A 15,019-nucleotide genomic window follows, 5' to 3' on the forward strand; every position below is an offset into this window, starting at 1 on the left:
GTAAGGCGGGCAACGCCTGGGGAGCTGGGTGAGGCGGGCAACCGGATAGGGAGATGGGGGAGGGGACCACCGCACTTGCGGTGTGCGGGACCACCGCACTCGTGGGCTGCAAGGTGAGCGCAACTGCTTCGCGGGCTGCGGGGCGAGCGAAGCGAGCCCGCAGCCAGCCAATCCCGCGTCCCTCTTCTCCGTTTGGCCTGGCGAAGCCCGAGCGCAGGTGTCAAGATGCCGCCGCATTGCCGCGGTAGACCGGGGTGTCAAACGGCGTCTTGACGCCTGTGCTTGCCTGAAAGGAGGCCAAACGGAGAAGAGGGACCCGGACCACCGCAGGGGTAAACCGGCACCGAGCACCAACAGTCACCGGCCGGCAGAGCCTGTGCCCCTCTTTTTTGGAGGTCTGCCCCGCCGGCGAGGCGTGCCCTTCAGCTCTTGATCTTGCCTTTCAGCTCTTGATCTTGCCTTTCAGCTCTTGATCTTGCCTTTCAGCTCTTGGTCTTGCCCTTCAGCTCTTGCCCTTCACCCCATCCCCCTCAAGCCCGCACACCCCCACACCCTCACGCAGCAACCGGTCTGGCGAAGTCGACCCACTTCGCGGCGATCACCGGTGCCGTCCGCCCAGGGCACTGCGCCCGGTAAGTCCCCCCGTGCACCCTGCTGAGCTTCCCATCCCCAAGATCGGCAAGCACGGTGGTCATCCCGCAGCCGTGGGGGCAGTTCAGCGCTGTGCCGTCCGGATCGGGAACCGTGACGCTGTTCATGGCTACCCCCTGGGGGTCGTGGGCTGTGAGTCCGTGAGTACGTGCCGGATCAGCATGGGAACCCCGAGTAGCGCCGACTCCCCCGGAACGGTTGCTTTCTGGTTGCTCGCCCACTGAAACGCGCCACCTTCACCACTCGGGTGACAGAAAAACCACCCAACCGGTGACCGGCTCACCCTCTGTCCCCGCCCTACCTGAGCCTCGCCCCATCCGAGCCCCACTCCACCCGAGACCCACCCCACCCAAGACCCATCCCATCCGAGCCCTGCCACGCCCGAGCCCCACCCACCCCCAACTCCCTTCCCACCCCCAACCCCCTCCCACCCCCAACCCAAAACTTCCCCCGGATAACTCTCCCCACCCTCCCCTCAGCCGATACAGGGCGGGTAACACCGTCGCTCGATCAGGGGGTGCCGTGAACAGAACCGCCGGACGGACGCGAAGTCGCCCAGCCGCGGTCGCCGCAGCAGGTCTCGTGCTCGCGCTCGCCTCCGGCGTCGCCGCGACGCAGGTCCGCCCGGCGCTCGCCGAGCCGAGCGCGGTCGTCAACCCGGTGCGCACGGTCGACCCCACCGACGTCTACCGCGACCCGGCCCACGGCTTCATCGTCCTCGTCGAGCAGGACGCCACCCTCCGCGAGAACGAGGTCGAGGGCCCGGTCGCGATCGGCGGGAACCTCAGCTTCCGCGACTTCCGCGCCGGTTCCAACCACCCCGGCGCCTACGTCCTCCCCGGTGACGCCCAACCGACCAGCCTCGTCGTCGGTGGCCGCCTCGACTACGCCGCCAGCACCCCCACCGCCCGCTTCGACCTGCTCAACGCGTCCTACGCGAAGTTCGGCGACCTCTCCAACGCCACCGCCGTCGAGAACGTCAGCACCACCGACATCGTCCCCGCAGGCCGCCCAGCCCCGGTCCTCCAGGTCCACACCCCCCAACCCGCCGCCTCGCTCACCCGCCCCTCGGGCTTCGACCTCCCCACCCTCTTCACCACCTACCGCAAGCTCAACGCCGGCATGGCCGCCTGCCCGTCCACCGCCGTCCTGCGCGACCAGAACGGTCAGAACCCCTGGAACGGCGAGGACCCCACCGCGACCCTCGGCCTGCGCCCAGGCCAGAACACCCTCACCCTCACCCCCGACCAGCTCGACAAGCTGGCCACCCTCAACCCCCTCGCCGGCTACAACCAACCCGGCGACGGAAGCGGCGCCTGGCTGATCGTGAACGTCCCGTTCACCGGCGACCGCGCGCTCCACCTGCCGAACGTCACCTGGCAGGGCAACTCCGCGTCCCGGCACGTCCTGTGGAACTTCACCACCACCGGCACCCTCACCCTCCCCCCGGAGACCGGCACCCTCTGGGGAACCCTGTACGCCCCGAACGCGCACGTCCTCGACGTGAGCCCAGGCAACGTCGAGGGCGACCTGATCGCCCGAACCCTGACGATGGGCGGCCCGGACTCCGGGAGCGGCGGCGAGGTCCACCACGCGCCCTTCCAGGAGGTGGTCACCACCTGCGCGACCGCCGACCCGCCGTCGACCACCACGGACGCGCCTGACACCACGGACCTGCCCGTCTCCAGCACCACGGACCTGGCCACCACTACGGACGCGCCCACCACGGACGCGCCCACCACCACGGACACGCCCGTCACGGACCTGCCCACCACCACGGACGCGCCCGTCACCAGCACCACGGACACCCCTGCCCCGCAGCCTCCAACAACGGGTCAACCACCTGCCGAACCGGCCCCCACCACAACCACCACGCCCCTGAGCACCCCGACCACCGCGCCTGCCCCGACCACCGCGCCGCTCACCACAACCGAGCCGCCGCCGTCGCCCACCACCGCCACCACCACGTCACCACCCACCACCACCGGGCCCTCAACCACCACAGGTCAGGCCCCCACCCCCACCACCATCACCACAACCGCCGCCCCCATCACCACACCCACCACCACGACCAGACACCTGATCCCCCCAAGAACCTCGTTCAAGGGCGGCCTCATCACGGCTCCGGGCCTGATCGACCCGGTGACCACCGACCCGATCCTCACCGACCCACCCACCACCGACCCCACCACCACAACACCCACCACCCGGCCGCCCACCTCCATCAGCGACCCGACCCCACTCACCACCCCGCCACCCACCACAACAACCGGCAGGCCCCCGGCGAACCTCATGGGCACCGAAGACCCACCCACCCCCACAACCACCACCGCCGCCGCCGAACAAGCAACCGCACCGCCCACCCATCCCCTGGCAGGCACAGGCTCCCCCGCGGCAACACTCCTGGGCCTCGCCGCCACCCTCCTCATCGCAGGCGCAGCCCTGACCGCCCTCGACCGCACCAGAACCCCCAAGCCCTGACCCCGCAAAAAGCCACGCGGCCGGAGAAACCCCCGGCCGCGTGGCCCCCCACCTCATCCCCCACCTCACCCCCACCCCACCTCACCCCCCCCAAGATCACCTCACTGATACCCCCGGATCTGGCAGAACGCCCGCTCCAACGACTCCGAGTTCGCGTCCCACACCGCCCCACCCGTGATCTCCGCGATCTCCCCCATCTCCGCCCGAGAAGCCTCGCCGAACACGATCGGGAACACCGGAACCGCCTTCCCCCGAGCGAACTCCCGGTACTCCGCGAACGTCCGCCCCAGCCGGTTCTCCCCGTCGGTCATCAGCACCACGCTCGTGAACCGCCCCGGCGAGCTCCCCACCACCCCGTACGCCCGCTCCAAGCTGTCGTACACCGCCGTGTCACCCCCGGCGACCAGCCCCTCGACCGCCCCCCGGATCCGCTCCAACGTCTCCCGAGGCGCCCCCACGTCCACGCTGAACTCCTGCGCCGGGAGCGGCGCCTGGTTGAACGGCAGCAGCACCACCTCCTCCCGGCTCCGGAACCGGCAGTACTGCCCCGTCAACGACTCGTCGGACCCGGTCAACCGGCTCAGCGCCCGCTTCAGCTGCGCCATCCGTTCCCCCTCCATGGACCCGGACACGTCCAGCACGTACACCGTCCGCGAAGGCCGCCGCAGCTCGTCGTAGTACGCGTCCAGCAACGCCCCCACCACAGCCTGACTGTCCGGGAACGGGATCTCCACCAACCCCGACCGCGCCCCGCGGGGCAGGTCCAGCCCGGCCACGGCGGGCCGCCGCCCGGTCCTGGCCACGATCTCCCGCTGCACCTCCGCCCGCACCAGGTGCTCCGCGAGCCGCCGGTGCGCGTCGCGCGCCCGCTCGTCCGCCCCCGACAGCACCGCCAGCGGGTAGTCCGCGCTCACCACCCCGTCGCTCGGGTACAGCGGCACCAGCGGCTCGGGCAGCTCCCCGCCGGAGTTCAGCGACGACAACGACGCCTCGTACGTGATCAGCCCGTCGACCGGCCCGCCCGCGTCCTCCCCCCTGGCCCGCTTCACGAACGCGTCCGCCAACCAGTCCGACGACCCGGCCGTGATCCGGTGCCCGGTGAACAGCCCCGACACCGGCCCGGCGACCCGCGCGATCGCCCCGGTGTCCAGCGCCCGCCCGCTCCCGTCCAGCGCCGTCGCCACCGCGACCAGCGCCGAGAACCCGGTGTTCGACGCGGCGGGGTCGGTCATCGCGAACGTGAACCGCCCGGCCCCCGCGGCCTCGGCGATCCCGCCCCACGTAACGTTCCCGTCCGCCCACCCCAGCTCGCGCGCGGCCGACTGCCGGAGCCCGAGCACCACCGGCGACGACATCACCTGCACCTCGGCCCCGAGCCTGCCGCGCGCCTCGGGCAGGCTCCGCAGGTACTTGGTGGACGAGAACCACACCGCGTCGTGCGCCCCGTCGGCCTTGCCCTCGGCGACCTTCTGCGCCCCGTCGAGCGTGCCGGTGAAGGTGAACTCGACCTTCACCCCGGTGGCGCGCTCGGCCTCCTCCAGCACCGGCGCCATGTCGGCCAGCTCGCTGCCCGCCAGCACCCGCAACGTCGTCGGGACACCGCGCAGCGAGGGCTCGCCCTCGGGTTCGGCCTGCTCGACCGTGCAGCCCGCCAGCGCGACGAGCACCAGCACTGCCGACACCACCGCTTTTCGAGTCGACCGCACCCTCACCGCCCGCACCCCCTGCCGCTCCGCTGGATCTCCGCCAACCCGTCGAGCATCCGCTCCAACACCCCCGCCGACGGCGCCTCCACCACGAACCTCGGCGCCTCGGGAGCCCCGCTCGGCTGCGCCGACGCCCGCTCCGGCCGGAACCCGTGCGCCGCGGCCAGCTCGATCAACCGGTCGTCACCGGCCAGCGCCTCCCCGAGCCGTCGGGCGTCGTCCTCGCCCTCCAGCGGGATGAACGTGTGCCGCGAGTACACCGTCGGGTTCGGGAACAGCGCCACGGCGTCCTCGGGCAGCGCGGGCGCGGGCTTGGTCGAGCGGAACTGGGCCTCGTACACCAGGCCCAGCTGGATCCGCCCGCCCTGCGGGTCGCGCAGGTAGTCGTTGAACAGCACCTCGCTGGTCGCCGACTGCTGGCCCTGCTGGAGCACCATCGAGCACAGGTCCGGCATGACCCGCGCGATCTCCGCGTCGCTGGTCACCACCGCGCCGCCGTTCGCCGCGTGCGAGGCGATCGACAGCATCATGATCGCCGAGTTGGAGTCCTTCGGGTCGGTCGTGCTCAGCGACACGACCTTGTTGGGACCGCTCGGGTTCCCTGGGAGCTGGTTCCACTTGAGGCCGTCGCGGGCCGCGCCGAGCAGCGCCTCGACGTCCACCAGCGGCTCGCCGCCGCCGTCCTGCCGCACGATCCCGGCGCGGGTGAGCACCTCCACCAGCGGTCGGTGCGTCGCGACGACCATCGGCGAGGAGAACAGCGCGATCCCGGTCCTGGCCCCGGTCTCGGATTTGATCTTCTCGGCGGTCGCGGTGCTGGACGGGAACGCGAACGCGTGCTCCGGGTCCTGCTCCAGCTGCACCAGCATGTCCTCGCGCGACCCGGCCGGGTTCGCCGTCACCTCGAAACCGAGGCAGCGCAAGCGGTCCCGCACGTCGGGGTCGTCGAAGTAGGGCTTCTTCTCGGAGCCGATCAGCCCCTTGACCCGCACGGCGTCCGCCGCGCAGTCCGCGCCGCCCGCGGCGCCGTTCCCGCCCCTCGCCGGGACGCCACCGCCGTTCCGCCCGACGACGACCACCGCCAGCACGACGATGATCGCCACCCCGACGACCAGCGCCGCCACCCGGCCCGCCGCGCCGCTGTTGCTGCTGTTGCTGTTGTTGTTGCTGCCCACGCTTCACCCGCCCCCGATCCCGGTGTCCAGCAGCCGCAGGTCGGGTGGGACCAGGGTCGCGGTCTCCAGCAGCACCCGCAGCAGGTTGGTCTTGATCGCGTCCGGTGGCGCCGAGTCGGCGGTCACCCCCGGCACACCCGAGGCGGCCAGCCGCCGTCGCACCACGTCCACCACGTGCTCGGCTTTGCGGTCGGTCCAGCCGGGCTGGCCCGGCACGGCGGCGAGCGCGTCGCGGGTCTCGTTCCAGGACAGCGGGCGGGCGTCCGGGGCGCCCAGCAGCGCGAGCTGGAACAGCGCGACCAGCACCAGGCGCTCCCGGTCGGTCAGCGGCCACACCAGGTCGCGGGTCCCGGTGTCCGGGCGGACCGCTCCGGCGGGTGGGCCGCCGGTGCTGACCAGCAGTTCCACCAGGTGCAGGCGGGAACCCCTGATGTGCAGCGGGGTGTAGCCGGGGGCCAGCGCGGTCTCGTGGCCGCTCAGCAGGGGTGAGCGGCCGGGGAGGCCGATCGGGAGCCTGCCGCTGTTGCGCACCAGCCAGCCGTCGCCGTCGCGGCGCAGGGCCGCGTGCTCGCGGCTGACGTGCCAGTCGCCCGAGCCTACGGTCACGTGCACGTCCGGGCTGTTGCGGCCGAGGAGGAGCAGGGCGCCGGGGGACGGGGTCGCGGCGTAGCCGCCGTCCTCGCCGAGGGCGAAGAGGGTGCCGCGTGGCGCCGGGGCGCCTGCGACCAGGGGTTCCCGGCGCAGCAGGCTCGGGGTTCGGGGTTCCAGGAAGTGCATCACCACGTCGCGCGCTCCACGTCGGCCACGCTAGGGGCGTGGGCTCGGGAACCCTCCCGAGCCGACGTCTTTGGTCTCGTCACCGGGGTTCGGGCCTTTGTCGTTCGCGGGCTGGGGCTGGGGCTGGGGCTGGGGCTGGGTGGCGGTGGGGTGTGGGGGGTTGCCGGTCACGGCGTAGGTCAGCAGTGCGACCGCCACGGCCAGGGCCGGGTGGGACCAGAGCGGTGGGGCCAGGAAGAACGGGGTCGCCACGAGGCTCACACCGCCTGCCAGGACGCCGGTCACGACGGGCGCGGTCCAGGGGGACCGGGGGTGAGAGCGGGGGTGGGGGAGGTCGGGAGGGGTGGGGACGAGGGGTGCGGCGGCTGGCTCCGGGGCTTCCGGGTGGTTCTGGGCAGGGGGCGGGAGTTCGGGTGCGGGGAGTTCTGCGGTCAGGGCGTCGTGCGCGGCTGCGGCCAGTTCCCCGGCTGACTGGTAGCGGTCCGCGGGGTGCTTGGCCAGGCCGCGTTCCACGACCTCCTGCATCGCGTGCGGCAGGTGGGGTGGGAGCGGGGGGACCTCGCCCTTCAGGTGTCCCATCAGGACCTGGACCTCGTCGCCGTCGAACGGTCTGCGGCCCGCGAGGCACTCGTACAGGACCACGGCGAGGGAGTAAACGTCTGCGCGGTGGTCCGAGGCTGAGGTCTCCAGGCGTTCGGGGGCGATGTAGTGCGGGGTGCCGACGACCTGGCCCAGGCGGGTGATCGGTGGGGCGGTGATCGGTTGGGCGATGCCCCAGTCGAACAGCCAGGCGTGGTCGGTGCCCCGGCGGGCGCCCTGCTCCAGGAGCACGTTCGACGGCTTCACGTCGCGGTGGCGCAGGGACTTGCGGTGCGCGGCGTCCAGGGCGGCGGCGACCTGCTCGACCACGCTGACCGCGCGTTCCGGGGAGAGCGGGCCGCGTGCGACCTCGGTCGCCAGGTCGGTGCCCTCCACGTAGCGCATCACGATGTACGGGCGGGCGCCCACGGAGTAGTCGTAGACCGGGAGGACGTTGGGGTGGTCGATGCGCGCGGCTAGCGCGCACTCGCGGCGGAACCGCTCTTCCAGCTCGGGATCGCGCAGGACGTCGGTCGGGAGCAGCTTGATGGCGACCTTGCGGTCGTCCCGCGAGGTGTCCTCGGCGACGTGCACCTCGCCCATGCCGCCTCGGCCGAGCAAGCGGATCAACCGGTATCTGTCCAGATCATCACCGATTGCCACCGACGGAACCTAGAAGGGGGACTCGAACGTGGGGTTAACTCCGGGGAACGGGGTGGGATGGGTTGGGGGAACGTGCTGGTCAGAGTGCATTTTGTGGGGGTGGGGTGGTGGCGGGGTGGGGAGGTGAGGGAGTGGGGGTGGTTACTCGTCCGAGTGGTGTAGTGGTGTTGCGGCTAATGGCTCAGCGGGTGGGGCGATTTCAGTCTGTGCAGGTGTTCCCCAAGACCACCCTCGGTCGGGGTCCATCGCCTGGGGCAGAGGCGGTGGGCCCCGGCGCTTTTTCAAGATCACAAGCTGAAGAGCCACAAGCACGCCTCGCCGGCGGGGCAGACCTCCAAAAAAGAGGGGGACGGGCTCTGCCGGCCGGTGACCGTTGGTCTTGTGGTCCGGTTGTACCCCTGCGGTGGTCCGGGTCCCTCTTTCCCGTGTGGCCTCCTTTCAGGCAAGCACGCTCGTCAAGACGCCGTATGACTCGGGCGGTCTTCCGGGCGGTGCGGCGGCATCTTGACGAGCGTGCTCGGGCTTCGCCAGGCCAAACGGGAAAGAGGGACGCGGGATGGGGCGGCTGCGGGCTCGCTGCGCTCGCCCCGCAGCCCGCGAAGCGGTCGAGTGAGTGGGTCGTTAGTGCGGTCGGCTTGCGGCTTGCGGGTGGGCGTGCCTACCGGGGCGGTGCGTCTGCTGGGCGGTGCGCCTGGTGGGCTGTGCGCCTGGTGGTGTTGAGGGTCGGTTTGGTTTGTTAGGCTTGGGTGTCTGACCGGTGCGTTGCCGGGGGTGGTCGGGGTGCTTGCTGCCCGGTCGGGGCTGGAAACCTCGGGCGTGTTCGCGGTGGAGGCACTCCATTCTTGCTCGGTTCAGCCCTGTTCTTCGTCTGCCTGAGGGCAGGAGGAACTGGTGGGTTCTCGCGGTTGTTTCCCTGACGCAGTTGCTGGTCGTCCTTGACGGGACCATCGTCAACGTCGCGCTTCCCAGTGCTCAGGTTGAGCTCGGCATGTCGGACAGCGCGCGGCAGTGGGTGGTTACGGCCTATGCGCTTGCCTTTGGGGCCTTGTTGTTGCTCGGTGGGCGGATCGCGGACTTCTGGGGGCGGCGGCGGGCCTTTTTGCTTGGGCTTGCGCTGTTCGGCGTGGTGTCGGTGTGGGGTGGGGTTGCCGGGAGTGGCGCCGAGCTGCTCGCGGCTCGGGGGTTGCAGGGGGTTGCCGCCGCGTTGATGGCGCCTGCGGCCCTGGCGATCGTCACCGTCACGTTTCCCTCCGGACGTGAGCGCAACGTCGCCTTCGCCGTCTTCGGCGGGATTTCCGGTGCTGGGGCGGCCATCGGGCTGCTGCTCGGGGGTGTGCTGACCGAGTACCTGTCGTGGCGGTGGTGCCTGCTGGTGAACGTGCCGTTCGTGGTGGTCGGGGTGGTCGCCGGCGGGCTGCTGCTCTCCGAGTCGCGCGCTGACGGGGATCGGCGGTACGACGTGCTCGGGGCGGTCGCCGTCAGCGGGGGGCTCGGGGCGCTCGTGTACGGGCTCACGCTCGCGGAGGAGTCCCTGGTGTCCGCCTCCGCCTTGGGGTTCGTGGTGCTCGGGGTGCTGCTGCTGGGGGCGTTCGTGGTCGTGGAGGCGCGGTCCGCGCATCCGCTGCTGCCGCTGCGGGTGTTCGCCGACCGGGTTCGGGTCGCGGCGTTCCTCGTCCAGGGGATCACGGGGGCGGTGATGATCGGGGCGATGCTGTACCTGACGTTCCACCTGCAGGGGGTGCTGGGGCTCTCCCCGCTGCTCGCCGGGCTCGGCACGTTGCCGATCACCGCGAGCATCACGCTCACCGTGCCGTTCGCCACCCGGATGCTGGAGCGGGTCGGGCCTCGGGCCCAGCTCGTGCTCGGGCCGGTGCTCGCGGCCTGCGGGGTGGGGTACCTGGGGCTGATCACGGCTGACGGCGGGTACTGGGCGCAGGTGCTGCCCGGACTGGTGCTGTTCGGGGCGGGCATGGGGTTCACGTTCGTGCCGCTGCAGAACCTCGCGCTGCTCGGGGTGGAGGCTCGGGACGCCGGGGCCGCCGCGGCCACCGCCACCGCCGCCAACCAGGTCGGTGGGTCGGTGGGGCTCGCGGTGGTGACGGCCATCTACTCGGGCGTGGTGGCTCGGGCCGAGGGGCCCGTGGTCGTCGAGCGGGTGGTGTCGGGGTACTCGGCGGTGTTCGCCACTGCCGCCGTGCTGCTGTGCGTCGCTGCCGCGGTGGCCTTCACGCTGATCGGCAAGGGGACCGCGCTGCGGACCGGCGTCGAGAGCGCGCCCGCGGTGCACCTGGGGTGAGCGCGGGGTGGGGGGCGGCCGGGGCCGCCCCCCACGTTCGGCTAGCCGCCCACGCGCGGGGTTGGCATCACCGTGGTCACGACCGTGCGCTCCCAGCCCGTGTCCGCCCAGAAGCTGATTCCCGGCACCTCGCCCAGGCCGCAGCCCCGTGCCAGGGCGCGCAGCACGGCGGGGACCCTGCGCGCGGTGTGGCCGTGGACCAGGACGTCCACCCACGGGGCGTCCACCAGGGCCTGCTCGGCTTCGCCGCCCACCACCACGTGGCAGCGGGGGAACAGGCGCTTCACCTCGCGGGCCAGTTCCACCTCCGTGCCGTCCGCCGCCAGCGCCACCGCGAACGGGGCGTCGAGGGTGGTCAGGAGGGCCGAGCGGTCGTTCCGGTGGAACTCGAACGCCGGGACCGACCGCTGGTCGGCCGGTTCGGCGCACTCGTCCAGCTCGACCAGGTGCACTCGTCTCGGCATGGCGGAATCTCCGTCCTCAATGGACACTGGTGGGCGCTTCCGCGTCCCGGTGGGCGCGGGTGATCCGGTCGCGAGGGGCCGCTCGCGGGGAAGGGGGTGCCCGGTGATCGGGACCACGGTGGAGGCGACCGGGCTGGACGCGGGGGAGTTGGGGGCGGTGCTCGCGGAGGCGTTGCACGACAGCCCGCTGGCCGAGCACTACGAGCCCGACGGTGAGCGGCGGCGGGAGGTGCTGGAGCTCAAGTTCGGGGCCGTGGTCGCGGACTGGTTGACCGAGCCGCCGCTGCCCGCGGTCCGGGCCTGGTTGACGCCGTGCCGGTCGGCCGCCGCCGTGTGGACGCACGCCGACTACCGGCCCGAGCCCGTTGAGGAGTTGGAGACCGCGCGGTGGGTGGCCGACCAGATCGGGCCGTTCGGGGCCGCGCGGTACGAGCGGGCCGTGGCGTTGGCCGAGGAGCGTGAGCCCGACCTGCCGCACCACCGGTTGCGGGCGCTGGCCACTGTGCCGCACCGGCGCCGCAGCGGGCTGGCCTCGGTGGTGCTGGAGCCGGGGCTGCGGTGGTGCGACGAGGGGGGCACGCCCGCCTACCTGTGGACCGCGGGTGACGAGGTGCTGCCGTTCTACCGGGTGCACGGGTTCGACGTGCTGTGGACTCAGCCGGTGGCGGGCGGGTTGCGGTTGCACGGGTTGTGGCGGGACCCGGTGGTGGACGGGGTCGAGGGGCGCATTCCGCGCAGTCGTGGGCGCAGCCCGCAGAGCTGAGCGCCGGGGGGAGGGGGTGCGGCCTGCGGTGCGGGCGGTCATCCGGTCACCAGGTCACCGGCAGGCGCACCACTCGGCGCACCAGCAGGTCGCGGCGCCAGTCCAGCACCTCCTCCGCCGCCAGGCGCACGGTCGGCACGCGGTGCAGCAGGGCGGTCAGGGCCACCTCGAGGAGTTCGGCCACGACGCCGGGGCCCAGGCAGTGGTGCCGGGTCGGGGCGGGGCCCGCCTCGCGGCGGAAGTCCAGGGCGTCCGCGCCCGGCGCGGACGCGGACACCACCGCGTCGCCCGCGCGGATCAGGGCGCCACCCAGCTCCACGTCCTCGGTGGCGTAGCGGGCGCACGCGGCGCCCGGCGGGAACGGCACGCGGCGCAGCAGCTCCTGCGCGGCCAGCGGCAGCAGTTCCGGCTCCTCGCGCAGCAGGCGCGCGTGCTCCGGGTGCGCCAGCAGCACGTACGCGCAGTTCGCCAGCTGCGTCGCCACCCCGTCGCCCGCCAGCAGCACGCCGCCGACCGCCTCCAGCAGCTCGCCCCTGGTCAGCTCCGGCTCCGCGCGCACCAGGGCCGTCACCAGGTCCGCGCGCGGGCGCGCCCTGCGCTCGGCCACCAGGCGGTCCGTGTACGCGGTGACCAGCTCGCGGGAGCGGCCGGTGTCGCCGCCCACCGCGAACGCGGTGAACCAGTCCAGGAACACCGCGCGGTCCGCGTACGGGACGCCCACGAGCTCGCAGGTCGCCTCCGCGCTCAGCGGCGCGGTGAAGCGCTCCACCAGGTCCGCGGGGCCGCCCGCGTCCAGCACGCCGTCCAGGAGGGTGTCCGCGATGCCCAGCAGCCTCGGGCGCAGCGCGGCCAGGTCGGGGCCCGCCGGGACCTGGCAGTCGGCCAGCACCCTGCGCAGCCGCGCCCGGTCCCCGTCGCCGCGCTCGCGGGCGGGCGGCACGGCCCGGCCCGGCAGCAGCGGCGGCCTGCTCTCGGCCGCGCTGGTGAACCGGTGGTCGTCCTGCAGCGCGCTGATGTCCTCGCGCCGCGTCACCAGCCACGCCTCGGCGCCGAACGGCACGCTCACCGACGTCAGGCCGGAGCGCTCGCCGGGCGGTCCCAGGCGGACCGGCGGGCCGGACGGGTGCGGCAGGGTCGGGGCTGCGGGCATGGGCTGCCTCCGCTCGCGGGCTTCTCCGCCTGACCGGCGGCGCGATGGGGTCGAGCGCGGGGAACACCGCTCGTGCGGTCTCAAGGGATTGTCGGTTGGGGCGCCCGCGGGCCTCAACACCCCGACCGGTTAGCCCGTGCATTCCACTCGACCGGGTGGCTTTCGGTTGCTGCGCCCCGAGGGGCGGGGTACTAAGCGGGAGCAGGGCGTTCGGGTCAGCGGACCGGGGGACCGCCCGTCCGGGAACGCGCCCGGTCGGCGCCGCTCGGGTGCTTTCCCGCGCGCCCACCGGAATGCCCGCGAGGTCCTTCGGATGGGAGTGCCGTAAATGGTGGCAGCCGACCGGTTGGAAGCCTCGTGAACGCGCCGGGAGCGCCCCTGACCGGCTACGAGCTCTTCGCCCGCTGGGCCGAGGACGACCCGTCGCGGCCCGCCGTCGACGACGGCGCCGAGGTCGTCACCTACGGCGCGCTGCGCAGGCACGCGGACGCGCTCGCCACCCGGATCGCCGCCTCGGGCGTCCACCCCGGCGACGTGGTCGGGCTGCTGGTCGGCGGCGGGTACGAGTTCGTGGTGTCGGTGCTGGCGGTGTGGCGGGCCGGGGCCGCGCACGTGCCCCTGCCGCCCGCGCAGCCGCGCGCCCGCGCCCGGATCGCGCTGACCGACACGTCCGCGCCGCTGGTGATCGCCGACCACGAGCCGTCGCCGCCGATCCGGGGGCCGAGGGTGCTGCGCGTGGACCGGCCCGGCGTCGCGGCCGAGCCCGCCGACGTGCCGGGGCCGCTCGCGTACGTGCTGTACACCTCCGGGTCGACCGGCTCGCCCAAGGGCGTCGCCATCGGGCACGAGGGCGTGGTGAACCTGGCGCTGGCCGTCGCGGAGCACTTCGGCGACCTGGACGGGGCGCGCGTGCTCCAGTTCGCCCGGCCCACCTTCGACGCGTGGGTGTGGGAGCTGGCGATGAGCCTGCTGTCCGGCGGGGTGCTGTGCCTGCCGCCGGGTGGCGCCGTGCTGGCGGGGGTCGAGCTGGCGCGGGTGCTGCGCAAGCTGCGCGTCACGCACCTGTCGGCGGCGCCGTCGCTGCTCGCTTCGCTGCCCACCGGCGGGCTGCCGCACCTGCGGACCCTGGTGTCCGGCGGCGAGCCCGTCACGCAGGCGCTCGTGGACCGGTGGGCGGGGCGGGTGCGGCTGGTCAACGCGTACGGGCCGACCGAGACCACGGTGTGCGCGACGCTCGGCGAGTGCGCGCCCGGCGAGCGGCCCACCATCGGGCGCCCGCTGCGCGGGGTGACCGTGCTGCTGCGCCGCGAGGACGGGGCCACCGCCGCGCCCGGCGAGGTCGGCGAGGTGCTGATCGGCGGGGCGGGGGTGGGGCGCGGGTACGTGAACCGGCCGGAGCAGACCGACGAGAGCTTCCTGACCGACCCGCACTCCGACCGGCCGGGCGCGCTGCTGTACCGCACCGGCGACCTGGCGCGGCTGCTGCCCAGCGGGGACCTGGAGTTCATCGGGCGGATCGACCGGCAGCTCAACGTGCGCGGGCACCGGGTGGAGCCGGGCGAGGTCGAGGCGGCGCTGTGCAGGCACCCGATGATCACCGGGGCGGTGGTGACGGCGGACGGGCGCGGCGGGATGCTGGCGCACCTGGAGACCGACTGGGCGGTGCCGGTGCCGGAGCTGCGGGCGTTCCTCAAGGAGACCCTGCCGGAACACCTGGTGCCGTCCGTGTTCGTGCCCGTGCACCGCCTGCCGCTGACCGCCCACGGCAAGGTCGACCACGCCGCCCTCCCCGCCCCGGACCGCTCCCGGCCCTTGTTGGGCCACGACTACGTCGCGCCGCGGGGGCAGGTGGAGCGAGAGCTGGCGGCGCTGTGGTCGGTGCTGCTGGACGTGGACCTCGTGGGTGCGGTGGACGACTTCGCCGCGCTGGGCGGGACCTCGGTGGACCTGCTGCGGCTGCGGGACGAGGTCGCGGCGCGGTGGGGGGTGCGGCTGTCGGCGGCGGAGCTGGTGGAGGCGCGCACGGTCCGCCTCCTGGCGAACAGGGTGACCACCCCCGTCCCGCAGCAGCGGACCCCGCCTTCGGGGTCGGGGTCGCGGCGGGGGCGGGTGCCGGAGCGGGAGGGGAACGCCTGAGGGGGTGCTTGAGGGGGGCTGCCTGAGGTGGGTCGGGCGGGGCCGCTGAAAGGCGTGGGCGCGCGGCCGGGGTGTCCGGTCCGCGCGCCCGTCGGCGTGCACGGAGGGTGGCGGTGGAGGTGGGGCCACTCGCCCTCGGGTGAACTCGTCGTGGTCGCGCGCGGCTGAACGGGCCTCG

The 15,019-nt window shown here is 73.3% G+C and carries 10 protein-coding genes; 4 read left to right on the forward strand and 6 right to left on the reverse strand.

Annotation, left to right across the window (positions count from 1 at the left end; genetic code table 11):
• Positions 1 to 1,233 precede the first annotated feature (1,233 nt).
• Positions 1,234 to 3,132, forward strand: a complete 1,899-nt coding sequence (locus CNX65_RS37780) for a collagen-binding domain-containing protein (RefSeq protein ID WP_177154390.1) — start codon at positions 1,234 to 1,236, stop codon at positions 3,130 to 3,132.
• A gap of 101 nt (positions 3,133 to 3,233) precedes the next feature.
• Here CNX65_RS37780 and CNX65_RS12590 read toward each other — a convergent pair whose 3' ends face one another.
• From CNX65_RS12590 to CNX65_RS12605, 4 genes are read right to left on the reverse strand one after another with little or no spacing between them, the layout of a single operon-like run.
• Positions 3,234 to 4,814 (reverse strand): substrate-binding domain-containing protein, encoded by a 1,581-nt coding sequence (locus CNX65_RS12590; RefSeq protein ID WP_232519802.1) that lies wholly within the window; start codon positions 4,812 to 4,814, stop codon positions 3,234 to 3,236.
• 26 nt (positions 4,815 to 4,840) lie between these two features.
• The gene (locus CNX65_RS12595; protein ID WP_096492951.1) at positions 4,841 to 6,013 is read right to left on the reverse strand and encodes a hypothetical protein; all 1,173 of its coding nucleotides are present in this window, start codon (positions 6,011 to 6,013) and stop codon (positions 4,841 to 4,843) included.
• A gap of 3 nt (positions 6,014 to 6,016) precedes the next feature.
• Entirely contained in the window at positions 6,017 to 6,796 is a 780-nt protein-coding gene (locus CNX65_RS12600) for an FHA domain-containing protein (protein WP_096492952.1), read from the reverse strand.
• A 24-nt stretch (positions 6,797 to 6,820) separates the two neighbouring features.
• Positions 6,821 to 7,999 (reverse strand): serine/threonine-protein kinase, encoded by a 1,179-nt coding sequence (locus CNX65_RS12605; protein ID WP_157767613.1) that lies wholly within the window; start codon positions 7,997 to 7,999, stop codon positions 6,821 to 6,823.
• Positions 8,000 to 8,789: 790 nt separating this feature from the next.
• On the opposite strand from CNX65_RS12605, the gene CNX65_RS12610 reads away from it, so the two are divergent.
• Positions 8,790 to 10,328, forward strand: a complete 1,539-nt coding sequence (locus CNX65_RS12610; RefSeq protein WP_096492954.1) for an MFS transporter — start codon at positions 8,790 to 8,792, stop codon at positions 10,326 to 10,328.
• Between the two features lie 41 nt (positions 10,329 to 10,369).
• Here CNX65_RS12610 and CNX65_RS12615 read toward each other — a convergent pair whose 3' ends face one another.
• Positions 10,370 to 10,792, reverse strand: a complete 423-nt coding sequence (locus CNX65_RS12615; RefSeq protein ID WP_157767615.1) for a hypothetical protein — start codon at positions 10,790 to 10,792, stop codon at positions 10,370 to 10,372.
• A 103-nt stretch (positions 10,793 to 10,895) separates the two neighbouring features.
• Between CNX65_RS12615 and CNX65_RS12620 the strand changes: the two genes are divergently transcribed.
• Positions 10,896 to 11,555, forward strand: a complete 660-nt coding sequence (locus tag CNX65_RS12620) for a GNAT family N-acetyltransferase (RefSeq protein WP_096492956.1) — start codon at positions 10,896 to 10,898, stop codon at positions 11,553 to 11,555.
• A gap of 46 nt (positions 11,556 to 11,601) precedes the next feature.
• Here CNX65_RS12620 and CNX65_RS12625 read toward each other — a convergent pair whose 3' ends face one another.
• On the reverse strand, positions 11,602 to 12,705 hold the full coding sequence (locus CNX65_RS12625) for a cytochrome P450 family protein (RefSeq protein WP_096492957.1): 1,104 nt from the start codon (positions 12,703 to 12,705) through the stop codon (positions 11,602 to 11,604).
• Between the two features lie 357 nt (positions 12,706 to 13,062).
• Here CNX65_RS12625 and CNX65_RS12630 point away from each other — a divergent pair, with 357 nt between their 5' ends.
• The gene (locus CNX65_RS12630) at positions 13,063 to 14,841 is read left to right on the forward strand and encodes a non-ribosomal peptide synthetase (protein WP_096492958.1); all 1,779 of its coding nucleotides are present in this window, start codon (positions 13,063 to 13,065) and stop codon (positions 14,839 to 14,841) included.
• Positions 14,842 to 15,019 lie beyond the last annotated feature (178 nt).

This window comes from Actinosynnema pretiosum (genome assembly GCF_002354875.1).
Taxonomy (GTDB): Bacteria; Actinomycetota; Actinomycetes; order Mycobacteriales; family Pseudonocardiaceae; genus Actinosynnema; species Actinosynnema auranticum.

Coding starts and splice junctions, on each gene's coding strand:
- CNX65_RS12625 (WP_096492957.1), bottom strand. CDS start 12,705: ATGCCCGCAGCCCCGACCCTGCCGCACCCGTCCGGCCCGCCGGTCCGC.
- CNX65_RS12615 (WP_157767615.1), bottom strand. CDS start 10,792: ATGCCGAGACGAGTGCACCTGGTCGAGCTGGACGAGTGCGCCGAACCG.